The 17,966-nt window shown below is 47.4% G+C and carries 14 protein-coding genes and 1 riboswitch; of the genes, 12 read left to right on the top strand and 2 right to left on the bottom strand.

Annotation, left to right across the window (positions count from 1 at the left end; translation table 11 throughout):
- Positions 1–248: 248 nt before the first annotated feature.
- Positions 249–416: riboswitch (Lysine riboswitch) on the top strand.
- A 162-nt stretch (positions 417–578) separates the two neighbouring features.
- The 8 genes from E1963_RS10190 to E1963_RS10155 all read left to right on the top strand — a co-directional run bounded on the left by E1963_RS10190 (position 579) and on the right by E1963_RS10155 (position 9,939).
- Positions 579–2,198: a Na+/H+ antiporter NhaC family protein gene (locus E1963_RS10190; protein ID WP_132277683.1), complete on the top strand. Its 1,620-nt coding sequence runs from the start codon at positions 579–581 to the stop codon at positions 2,196–2,198.
- A gap of 19 nt (positions 2,199–2,217) precedes the next feature.
- Positions 2,218–2,763, top strand: a complete 546-nt coding sequence (locus tag E1963_RS10185; RefSeq protein WP_132277681.1) for a putative signal transducing protein — start codon at positions 2,218–2,220, stop codon at positions 2,761–2,763.
- 59 nt (positions 2,764–2,822) lie between these two features.
- Complete coding sequence (locus E1963_RS10180) at positions 2,823–5,744, top strand: insulinase family protein (protein ID WP_132277679.1); 2,922 nt, start codon at positions 2,823–2,825, stop codon at positions 5,742–5,744.
- 55 nt (positions 5,745–5,799) lie between these two features.
- On the top strand, positions 5,800–6,696 hold the full coding sequence (gene era, locus E1963_RS10175; protein WP_132277677.1) for a GTPase Era: 897 nt from the start codon (positions 5,800–5,802) through the stop codon (positions 6,694–6,696).
- Positions 6,697–6,751: 55 nt separating this feature from the next.
- Positions 6,752–6,967 (top strand): hypothetical protein, encoded by a 216-nt coding sequence (locus tag E1963_RS10170; RefSeq protein ID WP_132277675.1) that lies wholly within the window; start codon positions 6,752–6,754, stop codon positions 6,965–6,967.
- Positions 6,915–7,658, top strand: a complete 744-nt coding sequence (gene recO / locus E1963_RS10165) for a DNA repair protein RecO (protein ID WP_132277673.1) — start codon at positions 6,915–6,917, stop codon at positions 7,656–7,658. The genes E1963_RS10170 and recO overlap by 53 nt, the downstream gene beginning before the upstream one ends.
- A 72-nt stretch (positions 7,659–7,730) precedes the next feature.
- On the top strand, positions 7,731–9,122 hold the full coding sequence (locus tag E1963_RS10160) for a glycine--tRNA ligase (protein WP_132277671.1): 1,392 nt from the start codon (positions 7,731–7,733) through the stop codon (positions 9,120–9,122).
- A 106-nt stretch (positions 9,123–9,228) separates the two neighbouring features.
- Positions 9,229–9,939 (top strand): pentapeptide repeat-containing protein, encoded by a 711-nt coding sequence (locus E1963_RS10155; RefSeq protein WP_132277669.1) that lies wholly within the window; start codon positions 9,229–9,231, stop codon positions 9,937–9,939.
- 97 nt (positions 9,940–10,036) lie between these two features.
- Here E1963_RS10155 and sstT read toward each other — a convergent pair whose 3' ends face one another.
- Positions 10,037–11,302, bottom strand: coding sequence for a serine/threonine transporter SstT (sstT, locus tag E1963_RS10150; protein ID WP_132277667.1), 1,266 nt, complete (start codon positions 11,300–11,302; stop codon positions 10,037–10,039).
- A gap of 311 nt (positions 11,303–11,613) precedes the next feature.
- Here sstT and tdh point away from each other — a divergent pair, with 311 nt between their 5' ends.
- From tdh to E1963_RS10130, 4 genes are all read left to right on the top strand, one after another.
- Complete coding sequence (gene tdh, locus E1963_RS10145) at positions 11,614–12,678, top strand: L-threonine 3-dehydrogenase (RefSeq protein WP_132277665.1); 1,065 nt, start codon at positions 11,614–11,616, stop codon at positions 12,676–12,678.
- 29 nt (positions 12,679–12,707) lie between these two features.
- Complete coding sequence (locus E1963_RS10140; protein ID WP_132277663.1) at positions 12,708–13,904, top strand: glycine C-acetyltransferase; 1,197 nt, start codon at positions 12,708–12,710, stop codon at positions 13,902–13,904.
- A 110-nt stretch (positions 13,905–14,014) separates the two neighbouring features.
- Positions 14,015–14,785 (top strand): transposase, encoded by a 771-nt coding sequence (locus E1963_RS10135; protein WP_132277661.1) that lies wholly within the window; start codon positions 14,015–14,017, stop codon positions 14,783–14,785.
- Between the two features lie 169 nt (positions 14,786–14,954).
- Positions 14,955–16,352: an aminopeptidase gene (locus E1963_RS10130; protein WP_132277803.1), complete on the top strand. Its 1,398-nt coding sequence runs from the start codon at positions 14,955–14,957 to the stop codon at positions 16,350–16,352.
- 160 nt (positions 16,353–16,512) lie between these two features.
- Here the strand turns inward: E1963_RS10130 and E1963_RS10125 are convergent, their stop codons facing one another.
- The gene (locus tag E1963_RS10125) at positions 16,513–17,913 is read right to left on the bottom strand and encodes a Na+/H+ antiporter NhaC family protein (RefSeq protein ID WP_132277659.1); all 1,401 of its coding nucleotides are present in this window, start codon (positions 17,911–17,913) and stop codon (positions 16,513–16,515) included.
- Positions 17,914–17,966 lie beyond the last annotated feature (53 nt).

Below are 17,966 nucleotides of genomic sequence, written 5' to 3'. Positions count from 1 at the left end.
ATTAAGAGGAGGAAAGGCCAGCCTATCCTCCTCTTATTTGTGTTACATTGCTGGTATTTAAGCGGATATTCGTCAGTTCCGGCCTGGTAAGATGCGTGACGGTATATTGCAGCGGGTAAGGTAATGACATTATAGATAAATTTTGAGAAGCATTTGCCTGTATAGCAGATAAGCAGAAAATGTGCTAAAAATATATCATTTATTGACAAATACCGGTAAAAATGATACAAATGTACTATATGAATAATGAACTTGATAGAGGCGCGGTTTTCATCAGTAGTCCAGCACGATAGTCCGGGAGACTGTACTGGGTGGAAGGGGAGACCGCCGAAGGGTGTGCATATCCCGCGTGCACATTCTGGGACGCATGCAGAAGATGCTGCGGACTGTCACATCAGTGGAGCGCTATCAGTGTATGATAAGTACATATAATATGTATCGAGTATATTATGCCATGGATGCGCCTCCGAAGGGCGTTATTCATGGCGTTTTTGTGGTATGGGGAATCCTGTTCTGAATTGGCGGCTGTTTTCCATATTGCAGGAATCCAGGGAAAAAGGGAAGAGAGAGGAAGAAAGATGAACAAAAGAAGTAGGAAAGTTGTATGGGGGACACTGATTCTTCTGCTAATGCTGGCGTGCAGTTCTCTGACTGTATTCGCAGCAGAAGATGCGGCGGAGTACGTACCTGACATGTATGCCTCTTTTTGGGCGCTGGTACCGCCTGTTGTGGCTATCGTGCTCGCGCTGATTACGAAGGAGGTATACAGCTCGTTGTTTATAGGCATTTTGATGGGCGGTATATTCTACTCCAACTTTACGTTTGAAAAGACGATTACACATGTATTCCAGGACGGCATAATCGGTGTGCTGTCAGACAGCTATAACGTGGGTATCCTTGCGTTTCTCGTCATTTTGGGCGTCATGGTATGCCTTATGAATAAAGCAGGTGGGTCGGCTGCATTTGGGCGGTGGGCTACGGAATATATCAAATCGAGGGTAGGAGCGCAGCTGGCGACTATCGTGCTCGGTGTGCTCATATTTATCGATGATTATTTTAACTGCCTGACCGTAGGAAGTGTGATGCGTCCGGTAACGGACAAGCACAACGTATCGCGGGCAAAGCTGTCTTATCTGATTGACGCTACTGCCGCTCCGGTCTGTATCATAGCACCGATATCATCATGGGCAGCGGCCGTGACCGGATTTGTGGAAGGTGAGGATGGACTCTCTATATTCATAAGGGCTATCCCATATAATTTCTATGCGCTGCTCACTATCGTCATGATGCTGGGGCTTGTGTTCATGAAAGTAGATTACGGTCCGATGCGTCTGCATGAAAAGAATGCGGCAAAAGGAGACTTGTATACGACTCCGGACCGGCCTTATGCCAATGCAGAGCCGGAATCAGGGGAAGACAGCAAGGGCAAGGTCATAGATCTTGTGTTTCCGATACTGCTTCTTATCGTCTGCTGTGTAATCGGAATGATTTATACCGGAGGATTCTTCTCGGGCGAGGACTTTGTCACGGCATTTTCACAGAGTGATGCATCGGTAGGCCTTGTGCTCGGCAGCTTCTTTGCGTTTGCCATCACGATTATTTTCTATGTGGCGAGGCGTGTTATGAAGTTTGGCGAATGCATGTCCTGCATTCCGGACGGATTTAAGGCCATGGTTCCGGCAATCCTCATCCTGACGCTGGCATGGTCTCTGAAAGCCATGACAGACAGCCTGGGTGCCGCCGCATATGTGGAAGCGATGATGAAATCGAGCGCCAAAGGGTTCGTGACGCTTCTGCCGGCCATCATCTTCCTCGTAGGCTGTTTCCTGGCATTTGCGACGGGGACGTCTTGGGGAACGTTTGGGATTCTTATACCGATCGTCGTGGCCGTATTTGCCGGAAGCAATGAAAATATGATGATCATCTCTATCTCGGCATGTATGGCGGGGGCCGTATGCGGAGACCACTGTTCACCTATCTCCGACACGACCATCATGGCGTCGGCCGGGGCGCAGTGCAATCATGTGAACCATGTGACGACGCAGCTTCCTTATGCTGTTACGGTGGCAGCAGTGTCCTTTGTCACCTATATTGTGGCAGGGTTCGTCCAGTCTGCCTGGATCGCGCTTCCGGTGGGTATTGTGCTGATGCTCCTTGTATTGTTTGTAATCAGGGTAATCAACATCGATAAGGCATAGCGGCGACGGGGAGGAAAGTATGCGGGAGACACGACAGAGACCGGAAGCCGGACATGGCACAGACATGACAGTCATGTATCCTGCCAGGCTTATATCTGTAGAAAATGAAGTCCACGCCCAGATGATAGCAGGCGTCCTGGAAGGGAACGGTATAAAGTGCTGGATACGGGACAAGGAAAGCGGCGGCTACATGAGTATTTACACGGGCTTTTCTGTCTTCGGGAAAGACTTGTACGTAGACGAGGCCGATGTAGTCCGGGCCCGGGAACTGGTGGACGGCATCGAAGCCGAGATAAATACAGAGGATGCGGAGAAGGCGGCTGAAGATGAGGATATCCATGTTCCGCCAAATTACAGAAACAGGCGTATTGCTGCGGGCGTTATCGCGGCTATCCTTGGCATATCGGCCGCAGCCGCGCTGATTCTGAATCTGTACGATCATTCTTTGGCTAATGAAACAGCGTGTTGTAGGAATAGCAGCCTTATTTTTAAGGCTGCTATTTCAAGTTCAGGGAAAAACTGGTATAATGCACAGTGTAGCAGGCTGCATATTGGTCTATACTAATGATATGCCTCCGCCTGCGGAGGGACAGCCTGAATGATGAAAGGAGAAGATTGGAAGTTATGAGTGTGAAAGACTTACATGCATATGATCTGATACAGGAAGAGAAGCTAGAGGGGATCAAGTCGTACGGTTATCTGATGAAGCATAAGAAAAGCGGAGCGAGGCTTCTGCTCGTGGAGAATGAGGATGAGAACAAAGTATTTTCTATCGGTTTCCGCACGCCGCCGTCAGACAGCACCGGGGTGCCACATATCATGGAACATTCCGTACTGTGCGGTTCTAAGAACTTTCCGGCCAAAGACCCCTTTGTGGAACTGGTAAAAGGTTCCCTGAATACTTTCCTCAACGCGATGACTTATCCGGATAAGACCGTATACCCGGTGGCAAGCTGCAATGACAAGGATTTCCAGAACCTGATGCACGTCTATATGGACGCGGTACTATATCCGAATATATATGAACACGAAGAAATATTCCGGCAGGAAGGGTGGAGCTATAAGCTGGACAATGCAGAAGCAAAACTGGAATATAACGGTGTCGTGTACAATGAGATGAAGGGGGCATTTTCGTCACCGGAAGGCGTGCTGGACAGAGTCGTGCTCAACACGCTGTTCCCGGATACTTCATATGCATATGAATCGGGCGGTGATCCGGAGGCGATACCCGACCTTACGTATGAACAATATCTTGATTTCCACAGTAAGTATTACCATCCGTCCAACAGTTACATCTATCTGTACGGAAATATGGATATGGAAGAGAAGCTCCAGTGGCTGGATAAGGAATATCTAAGTGATTTTGAAGCAGAGGATGTAGACTCGGAGATCAAGTTGCAGCAGCCATTTGAACAGATGAAGGAAGTGACGATTCCGTATTCCATAGCGAGCGATGAGCCGGAAGAGGATAATACGTACCTGTCATATAATAAAGTAATAGGAACGAGCCTTGACAAGGAGCTCTATCTGGCTTTCCAGATATTGGACTATGCATTGCTCTCGGCGCCGGGGGCACCGCTTAAAAAGGAGCTTACCGATGCGGGGATAGGTAAGGATATCATGGGTTCCTACGACAACGGCATCTATCAGCCGATTTTTTCTGTGATAGCAAAGAATGCCAATGTAGAGCAGAAGGAAGCCTTTATCGGCGTGATTGAAGACGTACTTGCCGGCATAGTGGAGAAGGGCATGGATAAGAGGGCTCTTGAGGCGGGAATCAATTACCACGAGTTCCGTTACCGGGAGGCGGATTTCGGCAATTACCCGAAAGGTCTCATGTACGGGCTGCAGATGATGGACAGCTGGCTCTATGATGATGAGAGGCCCTTTATCCATATTGAGGCGCTGAAGACATTTGAGTTTCTTAAGAGGCAGGTAGGAACCAGATATTATGAAGAGCTGATCCAGAAGTATCTGCTTGGAAACACGCACGGGGCCATCGTAATCGTAGAGCCGGAAAAGGGACGTACGGCCAGGATGGATCAGGAGCTGGAGAGAAAGCTTCAGGAGTATAAAAGCAGCTTAAGCGAGGAAGAAGTGAAGGAGCTTGTGGAGCGGACCCGGGGGCTTGCGGCATACCAGTCGGAGGAGGACAGCGAAGAAGATATGAACCGTATCCCGGTCCTGAAGCGGGAAGATATTTCCCGTGATATCGAGCCGATATTAAATGAAGAGATGACATTTGCGGGCGTGCCTGCCGTATTTCATGACATAGAGACGAACGGTATCGGATACGTAGACATCTTGTTTGATCTGTCGGGAATCCCCGAAGAGGAGGTGCCGTATGTCGGAATCCTGCAGACCGCTCTCGGAATAATCGATACGGATAATTATGCGTATGGGGAACTGTTCAATGAGATCAACATGCATACTGGCGGCATCGGCACGACGCTCGAACTGTATTCCGACGTTACCGATGTGCGCGGCAAAGCGTTCAGGGCGACGCTGGAGATGAAAGCAAAGGCGCTGTACAAAAAGCTGCCGGTTGCATTTGACATGATGGGAGAGATCCTGACCGCATCGAAGCTGGATGACACGAAGCGGCTGAAGGAGATTCTCGCGATGGCGAAATCCCGGCTGCTCATGCGGTTCCAGTCTGCGGGCCATCTGACAGCCGCTCTCAGGGCGATGTCATATTCCTCTCCGTCGGCGAGGTTCAAGGACATGACGAACGGCATTGCCTTTTATGAGAAGATTGCGGACATCGAGGAGCACTTTGAGGAGCGGAAAGAAGCGCTTGTCCAGCATTTGCAGCATCTCGTGAAGCAGCTGTTCCGGCCGGACAATATGATGCTCAGCTACACCGCGTCCAGAGAGGGGCTAGAAGGGATGGACCGCCTGGTGGCAGGCCTGAAGGCAAGGCTATTTAAGGAGACGCCGGATGAGACGCCGTGCGTCATACACTGCGAAAAGAAAAACGAAGGGTTCAAGACTGCTTCTAAAGTACAGTATGTGGCCCGCACGGGCAATTTTATCGATAATGGCGCGTCTTATACCGGTGCTCTGCAGATATTGAAAGTGATCTTAAGCTATGAATATCTTTGGCAGAATATACGTGTCAAGGGCGGCGCATATGGCTGTATGAGCAATTTTAACCGCATCGGAGAGGGCTACTTCGTATCGTACCGTGATCCGAACCTGAAACGGACGCTGGACGTATATGAAGGGGTCGTGGATTATCTGAAGAACTTTACGGTGAGCGAGCGGGATATGACAAAGTATATTATCGGGACAATGAGCAACATAGACCAGCCCATGACGCCGGCTGCAAAGGGCGACCGTTCCATGAGCCTGTATATGAACAAGGTCAGCGCGGACATGATACGGGAAGAACGCAGCCAGATACTGGATGCGACGCAGGGTGATATCCAGGCCCTATACCGCGTCGTGGAGGCAGTGCTCAAGGCGGGACAGCTCTGCGTCATCGGCAGCGAAGAGATGATAGAGGAGAACAAAGAACTGTTCCAGACTGTGACAAGTTTTTAACAGGGGACGTAAGAAAATTAAGTTTGGTTACGTACCAGATTGAGAAGGAGAACGTATGAAAAAGGATTTTAAGTCGGGGTTCGTCACGTTGATTGGCCGCCCGAATGTAGGAAAATCAACGCTTATGAATTACCTTATCGGACAGAAGATAGCCATCACTTCCAATAAGCCGCAGACGACACGTAACCGTATACAGACCGTGCTGACGATGGATGAAGGGCAGATCGTATTCGTAGATACGCCGGGAATCCATAAGGCCAAGAACAAGCTGGGCGAATATATGGTATATGTAGCGGAGAAGACGCTGAACGAGGTGGATGTCGTGCTGTGGCTCGTCGAGCCGTCCACTTTCATCGGCGCCGGGGAGAAGCACATCGCGGAGCGGCTCGGTAAGGTAAACACGCCCGTCATACTCGTCATCAATAAGGTGGATATGGTGAGGAAGGAAGAGATTGCGGAGGCCATAACTGCGTATAAAGATATCTATGATTTTGCGGAAATCGTCCCGGTGTCAGCCAGAAACGGTGATAACACGGATGAACTCATGTCGGTCGTCATGAAGTATCTGCCTTATGGACCACAGTTCTATGACGAGGACACGGTTACCGACCAGCCGGAACGGCAGATAGTGGCAGAACTTATCCGCGAGAAGGCGCTACACAGCCTGAATGAGGAGATTCCCCACGGCATTGCGGTGGCTATCGACCGCATGAAAAAGAATAAGAAAGTAATGCATATAGATGCCACTATAATATGCGAACGTGATTCCCACAAGGGGATAATTATTGGTAAGCAAGGAAATATGTTGAAAAAGATTGGCAGCACGGCCAGGTTCGAGATAGAAAAAATGCTTGGATGCCAGGTAAACCTTAAGCTCTGGGTAAAAGTTAAAAAAGACTGGCGTGACAGTGAGTTCCTGATGAAAAATTTTGGATACAGGGACAACGAATAAAAAGGTACTGCCATGGGAGAACCTAATCTTATAAAACGGAAGATGAGGTGATTCCATGGAAGACAGGTACTGGGACAGATTTACCAGAACAGGAACAGTGACAGATTATCTATATTATAAAGGAATGGATATCTGCCGACAGGTGATGGACCGCTGCAAAACGGACGCCGCTTCGGCAGACGGCACGCACGATGTAGGACAGACAGGTGGAAGAATCAGTGAATCAGATTACGGTGACAGGCATGGTGCTTCATGCATCTCCTATAGGTGAATACGACAGGCGGGTTGTAATTCTGACGAAGGAACGGGGAAAGATATCTGCATTTGCGCGTGGGGCCAGAAGGCCCCATAGCGCGCTTGTAGGTGTTACCAGCCCGTTTACCTTCGGTGAATTCACGGTATACGAGGGGCGGACATCATATACGCTTGTGTCGGCCTCTGTTTCCAATTATTTTTCGGAATTGAGGATGGATGTAGAGGGCGCTTACTACGGCTTTTATTTTTTGGATTTCGCAGGCTATTATGCCAGGGAATACAATGACGAGACGCTGCTGCTGAAGCTCTTATACCAGACGTTGCGTGCGCTGACGAATCCGCATCTTGACAACCGCCTTATCCGGTACATATTTGAGTTGAAGGCAGTAGCTGTCAACGGGGAAGCGCCTCAGGTTTTTGAATGTGTCCGCTGCGGGGACAGAAAACGTCCCGCGCTGTTTTGCGTGTCAAAAGGGGGGCTTGTGTGCAGCGAATGCCAGAGGACGGCCGGGGACGGTGTCAGGCTGCTTGCGTCTACTTTGTATGCGATGCAGTATATCATCAGCTCTCCGATTGAAAAGCTATATACTTTTGCGGTAAAAGAGGATGTTCTGGATGAGCTCGGCAAGATTGTCCGTGCTTATTTGGACGCTTATGTGGAAAAACGCTTTAAATCCCTGGAAATACTGGAAACAATTGTACGATAGGGCTTGAAAACCCCGGTTGATAACTGTATAATAATTAACAATTATGAAACTATAGAAGGCGAGGATGAGGATATGGTAGAAAAAACGATGGATAAGATTGTAGCGTTGGCGAAATCAAGAGGATTCGTATACCCGGGGTCTGAGATTTACGGCGGGCTTGCTAATACATGGGACTATGGTAATCTCGGTGTAGAATTAAAGAATAATGTAAAAAGAGCATGGTGGCAGAAGTTCGTGCAGGAGTCTCCATACAATGTAGGCGTGGACTGTGCGATTCTGATGAACCCGCAGACATGGGTAGCCAGCGGACATCTCGGGGGATTCAGCGATCCTCTGATGGACTGTAAGGAATGCCACGAGCGTTTCCGTGCAGATAAGATGATAGAAGATTTCGCACATGCCAACGGACTCGACATCGGCGACAGCATCGACGGCTGGAGCCATGAGCAGATGGAAGCCTATATCAAGGAGCATGAGGTTCCATGTCCGACCTGTGGAAAGCACAATTTTACGGAGATTCGAGAATTCAATCTCATGTTCAAGACATTCCAGGGCGTTACGGAAGATGCCAAGAGTGTCGTATATCTTCGTCCGGAGACCGCCCAGGGAATCTTTGTAAACTTTAAGAATGTACAGCGTACATCGAGAAAGAAGATTCCATTTGGCATCTGCCAGGTTGGCAAATCATTCCGTAATGAGATTACGCCGGGCAACTTTACCTTCCGTACACGAGAGTTTGAGCAGATGGAACTGGAGTTCTTCTGCGAGCCGGGTACAGACCTTGAGTGGTTCAACTACTGGAAGAAGTTCTGCCTGAACTGGCTTGAGACGCTGGGGCTGAAAGATGATGAAGTGCGCTACCGCGATCATTCGCAGGAAGAGCTGAGTCATTACAGCAATGCGACCACGGACATCGAATACCTCTTCCCGTTCGGATGGGGAGAACTGTGGGGCGTGGCCGACCGTACCAACTATGACCTCACGCAGCACCAGAACGTGTCTAAGCAGGACATGAGCTATTTTGACGATGAGAAGAAGGAAAAATATATCCCGTATGTCATCGAGCCCTCGCTGGGGGCGGACCGTATGGTTCTTGCGTTCCTGTGCAGCGCATATGATGAGGAGGAACTGGAAGGCGGAGATGTGAGGACGGTGCTTCATTTCCACCCGGCACTTGCCCCGGTCAAGATCGGCATCCTTCCACTGTCTAAAAAGTTAAATGAAGGTGCGGAGAAAGTGTACGCGCTGCTGAGCAAGAAGTATAACTGCGAGTTTGACGACCGCGGGAACATCGGCAAGCGTTACCGTCGCCAGGACGAGATCGGAACTCCGTTCTGCGTGACATATGACTTTGATTCTGAGGAAGACGGAGCGGTCACCGTGCGTGACAGGGATACGATGGAGCAGGAGAGAGTCAGGATTGAAGATCTGGAAGCTTATTTTGCGGAAAAGTTTGATTGGTAGAGATGAGATAATAATGCTGCAAATCAGTCCCCTTTTGCCGGCAGTGAATGAGGCGGAAGGGGGCTTAATGTATCCTGAATGACAATGATTGGCGGAGGGTGAGAGAATGCTTCGGAAGATGACACAGGGCGAGCTTGATGTAATAATTAGGAACCGTAGGCCGGGAGAGCAGCTTGACCTGCACGAGTCATTGCTGGACGGCCTCGACTTATCGGGCTGGGATCTACATAATATCAACTTTAATAAGAGCGATTTCCGCGGTGTGAACCTGGACGGGGCAAATATGGCTTATATAAAGGCGGACAATGCGTTCTTCGGCGGTTCGACGCTTAGGGGTACGAATCTGTCCGGCGCGTATCTGCACTCCGCGGATCTGCGAGGATGTAATCTGTCCGGCGCGGACATAAGCGGGGCTGACATGTTTGCGTCAGCCTTGGAGCGGGCAGATATGGCGGGGCTTAAGACGGATGAAAAGACGAAGTTCTTTCATCTGTACTGTCCCGAAAAAGACCCGTTCATCGCGTGGAAGGTATGCTATGGCCGAAGGATTGTCAGGCTCCTTGTACCGGCGGACGCCAGAAGGATATCCGGGACGACAAATGAAGTGAAGTGTGACAAGGCAAAAGTGCTGTCCATTAAAAGTGCAGACTATAAAGAAACCTATGATGAGGCGCATTCCTATGTAGACGAGAACTTCATATACCGCACGGGCGAGATGGTATATGCCGAGAATTTTAATCCCGACAGGTTTGTGGATTCAGGCGGAGGGATCCATGTGTGGCTGACAAGAGAAGAAGCCATCGCATATCTCGGCTAAGGACGGTAATAGAAAGTAGAGCGGAAAACAGAAAGCGACCGGCAAACATTCGTTGTATGCCAGTCGCTTTTAATAATATTCTTCTGTAATTATGCTTTTATGCTTCTGCTTTTTTCTTTTTAGCATGAATGTTGACATCAGTCGTGTAATTTTCCGGGTGCTTTCTTCTGTCTCTCAACTCAGCACATGCGGTATATAGCACATCGGTAGAAGAGTTCAGTCCTGTTTCACAGGAATCCTGGATAACGCCTACGATGAAACCAACACCTACAACCTGCATTGCAACATCATTGGAGATACCAAATAAGCTACATGCCATAGGAATCAGAAGAAGAGAACCGCCCGCAACACCGGATGCACCGGCAGCACTCAGCGCGGATAATACGCAGAGGATGAAAGCGGTCGGAAAGTCAACGGAGATTCCCATCGTATGTGCGGCAGCCAATGCCATTGTTGAAATGGTGATAGCGGCTCCGGCCATGTTAATGGTCGCTCCAAGTGGAATGGAGATAGAATAGGTATCTTCATCCAGCCCCATATCTTCGCAAAGTTCCATATTTACAGGTATATTTGCAGCGGAACTTCTTGTAAAGAACGCGGTGATAAAGCTTCTTGACAGGCATTTGAATACGAGTGGGAACGGATTTGTCTTTGTGCAAAGGAACACGATAATAGGATTCATAACCAATGCTACAAATGCCATAGAACCTACCAGTACCACAATCAGCCTTCCATATGTAAGCAGGGCGCCCAATCCCTCTGTGGAGATTGTTGCAAAAATAAGGCCCATAATACCAAACGGCGCACAGCTGATAATCCATTTAACAGCCTGTGCAACAGCCTCGGAAATGTTGTCCAGCGCTGTCTTTGTACCTTCGCTTGCTTTCTTGAGGGCGATACCGAAGATGACTGCCCAGGCAAGAATTCCGATGTAGTTCGCGTTTATGATGGAGTCTACCGGGTTTGCCACAACGTTCATTAGCAGGTTTGTCAATACTTCGATAACACCGCTCGGCGGTGCGACATCACTTTCGGCCGCTTTGGTAAGCGTCAAAGTAATAGGAGCAACGTAGCTTGCCAGTACGGCTACAAGCGCGGATAAAAGGTTGCCGAGAAGGTACAGAACGACAATGAATTTCATGTTTGTCTTCTGGCCCTTTTCCATGCGGCACAAAGCACTCATAACGAGGAAGAATACCAGGATTGGCGCAACGCCTTTCAGTGCTCCTACGAATAATTGGCCCAGAATAGATATTCCGGATGCCTGAGGGACCGTCAGACCAAGAATAATACCGAGAATCAATCCGCAGATGATTCTGAGTACAAGACTGACACTGTTCCATTTGTTGATAATGTTTTTCATGTTTCTCATTTCGCAGATATTGACATATTAAGATCATAATATATATCTGCTTTCCTCTCTTTCTTTTAGTTTCGTTTTCCCCAACGTGAGACTATTATCTCATAAAGTTGTGAATAATGCTATATAAATTATAGTTTAACAAAGGCGATTTGTAAATAATAACATAGCTGATTTTCCTATTGTGCAAAAAATGAAGTAAATAGTATAAAAAAACTTGGAATACATCATTGTATATGGATAAAATGAATGATATAATTAACTCGAAAATAACCGTCTGGGGATGGCGGTAATAAGATTGGGAGGATAAAAACATGGGAGATATTAAAAATGACGGTATGATGTGGGCACTCGTGAAAGAAAAGCCGGAAGAAGGTCTGTGGATGAAGAGGGTTCCGGTTCCGGAAGTGGGTCCAAACGATGTAAAGATTAAGATTCACAAGACAGCTATCTGTGGAACAGATGTACATATTTACCAGTGGAATGACTGGGCACAGCATACGATTCCTGTAGGGCTTACGGCAGGACATGAATACGTCGGTGAAGTTGTCGAGGTAGGAGATGGCGTACAGGGCTTCCGCATTGGGGATCTGGTATCAGGTGAAGGCCATATTACATGTGGACAGTGCCGTAACTGTCTGGAAGGCCACAAGGAAAACTGCAAAGATGCCAAAGGAGTCGGAGTCAACAGAAACGGTGCTTTCGCAGAGTATCTTGTGATTCCGTCATCCAACGTATGGCCGTGCAACCCGGCGATCCCAGAAGAGATGTATGCAATATTTGATCCATTTGGAAATGCTACCCACACGGCTCTTTCTTATGATGTGCTCGGAGAAGATGTCCTTATAACAGGGGCAGGCCCAATCGGTATCATGGCAGCTGCGATCGTCAAGTTCTCAGGAGCAAGACATGTTGTTGTTACAGATCTGAATCCATACCGCCTGGAACTTGCTAAGAAGCTTGGCGCGACAAGAGTTGTCAATTTGAAAGAGGAAAAGCTTGCGGATGTAATGAAGGAAATTGGCATGACAGAAGGATTTGACGTAGGGCTTGAAATGTCAGGCAGCCAGCCGGGGCTTTCCGATATGATTCATAACATGAAGCACGGCGGAAAGATTGCGCTACTTGGGCTCCAGAGGACAGACGCTGTCGTAGACCTTGAGACAGTCATATTCAACGGTCTGAATCTCTGTGGCATCTACGGAAGAAAAGTATGGGATACATGGTATAAGATGTCTACCATGCTCCAGGCAGGACTGGATATCTCTGATATCATTACGCATCACTTTGATATCAAAGATTATGAAAAGGGATTTGAAGCGATGATTTCCGGACAGTCAGGTAAGGTAATCTTAGACTGGGCACATGTGAATGATTAATTTTTTTTATAAAGAAAGGACTGATACCAATGGCACGTAAAGACGACATTTTAAGCATCTACACAAAAGAAGTAGACGGAATAAAGGAGGCGGGCCTTTTTAAAGGAGAGGCGCCTTTTGTTTCCCCGCAGGGATCGAGAGTAATGATGGAAGACGGCAGAGAGCTTCTCTGCATGTGTGCGAACAACTACCTCGGACTGGGAAACAGCCCGCGTCTCATAGAAGCGGCGAAGAAGACATATGACGATAAAGGATATGGAGTAGCATCTGTCCGTTTCATCTGTGGCACGCAGGATATACATAAGAAGCTGGAGAAGAAGATATCAGATTTCCTAGGTACGGATGACACGATACTGTATTCATCCTGCTTCGATGCGAACGGAGGCCTGTTTGAGACACTGCTTACGGCTGACGATGCGGTTATCAGCGATGAGCTGAACCATGCTTCGATTATCGATGGCGTGCGCCTGTGCAAGGCAAAGCGCTTCCGCTACAAGAACAATGACATGGAGGACCTGGAGGCCAGATTAAAAGAAGCGGATGAAGCCGGTGCACGGGTGAAGCTGATCGCAACGGACGGCGTATTCTCTATGGACGGTATCATCTGCAACTTGAAAGGCGTATGTGACCTGGCAGACAAGTACAATGCACTTGTGATGGTCGATGACAGCCACGCGGTTGGATTCGTAGGCAAGACGGGCCGGGGAACTCCGGAACACTGCGGTGTACAGGGGCGTGTCGACATCATTACAGGAACGCTTGGAAAAGCCCTCGGCGGAGCTTCCGGCGGATATACATCAGGCCGTAAAGAGATTATCGATCTGCTGCGCCAGAGAAGCCGTCCGTACCTGTTCTCCAACTCACTGGCTCCGGCTATCGCAGGCGCCAGCATCGAACTGTTCGATATGCTTGATGAGAGTACAGAGCTCCGTGACCACCTGGAAGAAGTGACGTCCTACTACCGCAAAGAGCTGGTAGACAATGGCTTTGACATCATTCCAGGAACACATCCATGCGTGCCTGTAATGCTGTATGATGAGAAGACAGCGGCAGAATTTGCTAAGCGTATGATGGACAAGGGCGTCTATGTAGTGGCATTCTCATTCCCGGTAGTACCAAAAGGAAAAGCAAGAATCCGTACACAAGTATGCGCAAGCCATACAAAAGAAGATATAGACTTCATCGTAAAATGCTTCAAAGAAGTAAGAAGCGAGATGGGATTGTAAAAAATGGAAATATGGGGACGTGATCTTTTTGAAAAAGATTACGTCCCAAATTGAATTTTGTGGTGTACCTAAATGGAATATGCCCTGTACCTAATGAAGGGAGGGGCACATTGCCGACAAAGAAAAGACAGGAAAGCAGTACCGGTTTTTATCACGTTGTAGTCAGAGGAATAAACAAAGAACGGATTTATAATCAACGTCGTGAAAAAGGTTATTTCAAAAAGATTATCGTAAAACATCTTAATAAGTATCATGTGGAAATATACGCATTTTGCATTATGTCCAATCATGCCCATTTTATAATCCGGGCAGAAATTCAGGAATTATCTCTATTTATGGCTAGAATACTAGCTGAATATGCATCCTATTACAACTATAAGCATCAAAGAAACGGACATGTATTTCAAAATAGATTCACAAGTGAATGTATTGAGACAGAATCATATTTTTGGAATTGTATCCGTTACATACATCTGAATCCGGTAAAGGCCAATATGGTTAAGACTCCTTTGCGCTATATCTACAGCAGCATGAATGAATATTGTAGTAATATACCGGTTGTAATTCATGAAAAGGCACTTTTTGTTTACAAAGAAAGGTTTTCAAGTGTTTCAGAATTTAAAGATTTTCATCAGCATCGAAGATATGAAATATTCAGTGATATACCAGATGAAAAACAAGAACAGCGGATGGAAATCGCATTATTAATATTAAAGAGCATATTTGAAAAAAATAACTTAGAACTGCTGGAACAAGTTTTGGAGCAGAAAGAGTTACGAAAAGAATATATTAAACAGTTGAAATTAGTTCTGAACATATCCGACAAGCTGATTCATAATATTTGTTTAGAAGTGAGACGCTTTATTGAACATAAGATGTAATAATGTATATAATCTAGAATAATGCAAATTCTAAGAATGTTTTAAAGGTACAGGGTATATACCATTTAGGTACACCACAAGGTTCAATTTGGGACGTAACACTTTTGAAAATGGTTACGTCCCCTTTTAACTTGTGTTATACTATGTAAGGTAAAGGAGTGTGATAATGATGGAAAGAGATAATACGTGGAAGACATATAGTCAGGATGAACTAATGGCAGTGGAACAAATTAACAATTCCTATAAAACTTGTCTTGATGAAGGTAAAACCGAACGGGAATGTGTTAAGGTGACAGTCCGTATGCTGGAGGAACGGGGATATAAGAGTCTGGGCAGCATGATAGAAGAGGGGGCTGCCTTAAAGGCAGGCGATAAAGTCTATGCAGTTTGTATGGGGAAGAGCGTGGTAGCGTTTCATATAGGAAGCAGGCCGCTAGAACACGGGATGAATATTCTGGGGGCTCATATTGATTCTCCAAGAATTGATGTAAAGCAGAATCCATTATATGAAAATGAAGAATTATCCTATCTGGATACCCATTATTATGGGGGAATCAAAAAGTATCAATGGGTGACGCTTCCACTGGCACTTCATGGTGTTGTGGCGAAGAAGGATGGTTCTCTTGTAGAGATTCATATAGGCGATAAAGAAGAAGACCCTGTATTTGCGGTGACAGATCTTCTGGTGCACCTTGCGTCCAAGCAAATGGAGAAAAAGGCTAATGCAGTAATTGAGGGTGAAAAACTAGATCTTCTCTTTGCAAGCCGACCTGTCAAGAATGACGACAGCCTGGATAAGGAAGAAAAAGAGGCGGTTAAGGCAAATGTGCTGCATATACTGGAAGCATCCTATGGCATATCAGAGGAGGACTTTGTATCCGCAGAACTGGAAATTGTCCCTGCAGGAAATGCAAGAGACTGTGGCATAGACCGTAGCATGATAATGGCTTATGGACAGGATGATAGAGTATGTGCGTTTACGTCTTTGTTTGCGCTGCTGGATGTTGAAAAGGTAGAAAAAACAGCTTGCTGCATCCTTGTAGATAAGGAAGAAATCGGAAGTGTAGGAGCAACAGGCATGCATTCCAGATTTTTTGAAAATGTTCTTGCAGAGCTTGTGGCACTTGCTGGTGACGCTTCAGACTTGAGGATTAGGCGTGCTCTTCAGAATTCGAAGATGCTTTCATCTGATGTAAGTGCCGCATTTGACCCAATGTTTGCAGAAACATTTGAAAAGAGAAGTTCCGCATTCTTTGGAAAAGGTCTTGTATTCAACAAATTTACCGGAAGCCGTGGAAAAAGCGGTTCTAATGATGCAAATGCGGAATATCTCGCTCAAATCCGCAGAGCTATGGACACCAAAAATGTAGCCTACCAGTTTGCAGAGCTTGGAAAAGTCGATGCTGGAGGCGGCGGTACGATTGCGTATATAATGGCAAATTACGGAATGGAAGTGATAGACAGCGGTGTTGCTGTGCTGTGCATGCACGCACCGTGGGAGATTACAAGTAAGGCAGATGTATACGAAGCTTATAAAGGTTATAAAGCATTCATAGAAGAAATGTAAAAAATGCCCGGGTTGGAAGGACTGCAACCTGGGCATTTTCGTATATAATTTGAAAACCTGACAAAAAGGTACAGGACATAATTCATATTGGTACACCATAAAGTTCAGTTTGGGACGTAACCCTTTTGAAAAAGATCACGTCCCCATCTTATACACCATCTTATACAAACACGAACCCGACGACGAGATAGGCGATGAGTGCAATCCCGCCGCACACGAGCGCGTACGGCAGCTGTGTCTTGACGTGGTCGATATGGTCGGCCGCGGCGCCGGTAGACGAAAGTACTGTCGTATCGGACAGTGGCGAGCAGTGGTCACCGAACACTCCCCCGCCTGCAACAGCCGCGAAGCTGGCAATTACGAGAAGTGTGAGCGTATCATTTGTAAAACTGAAAGCCAGCGGCAGTGCTATCGGCATGCAGATTGCGAACGTACCCCAGGAGGAACCAGTCGCAAAAGCCATGACTGCAGATACGAGGAAGATGATGGCAGGCAGCATGTGCGGCGTCAGAAGTTCCTCGGTCAGGGAAATGATATAGTTGGCCGTACCCATCTGTGAGCTGAGCGCATTGACGGAATATGCGAGAGCCAGCAGCATAACTGCAGGCAGCGCACCCTTTATACCGTCTGTAAGGGTGCTCATAACCTCTTTGAACGGGATGCCCTGGATCATCATGCTTACGGTCATGAAGATGACTACCATCAAGAACGCTTCCATCGTCTTGGCAGAACTGAAAGCGATATAGGTACCGATAGCGATGCTGATAATCATAAGTACAGGAAAGATGAAGTTCAGGAACACCCTTGGCTTAAGCCCCGGATATGCCTGCATCTCCGTCAGCTCTTTTCCGATGAGCGGCGTTGCGCCGTCGCGTATCACTTTCCCTTCCTCCACCGCACGTTTCTCAGCCTTTTTCATCGGCCCGAAATCTTTGATGATTCCCGATGCGATTACACCGACAAAAAGGACTGCGAAGATAGGATAGAAATTAAACGGTATTGCTTTTAAAAACAGCGCGGATGCGTCTTTTTCATCAACAATACCTCCGACACCGACTGCTAACCCCATGAGATAAGCGGCCCATCCGGTAATCGGCATGAGTACGCTGACAGGTGCGGAAGTGGAATCTGCTATGTACGCCAGCTTTTCCCGGGACACTTTCGCCTTATCCGTAATGCTCCGCATGACAGAACCGACAAATAGCGGGCTGAAAGAGTCACTGAAGTAAATGAAGATGCCGAGCACCCAGGCCATAAGCTGCGCGCCTCTGCGGCTCAGGTTACGGTCATGCACTTTCTGGGAAAATCCCTGTATTGCCCCGGTCTTCTGGAAATAAGCGACAAGAATTCCTATGAAAGTATTCAGAAGCATGACCCATGAAAAGCTCGTCGTCCCGAGGCTTTCCTTTAAAAGCGTCGGGAACCCGAACACCCCCTGTCCCGCCAGCAGCGTTCCGGTGATACAGGCGATTGCAAGTGATATGACGGTGTTCCTCGTTACGAACGACAATACGATAGCCAGTATCGCCGGTATGATTGATATGAATCCCATTGTTTCCATAAAGAATAAAATCCCCCTTCTCTTTCGTTCCTTCTTTTCTGATAACCAATAAA

The organism is Extibacter muris, from assembly GCF_004345005.1.
Taxonomy (GTDB): Bacteria; Bacillota; Clostridia; order Lachnospirales; family Lachnospiraceae; genus Extibacter; species Extibacter muris.
Note: the sequence above shows the minus strand (reverse complement) of the source record. Positions and strands in the feature narration are given on the sequence as shown.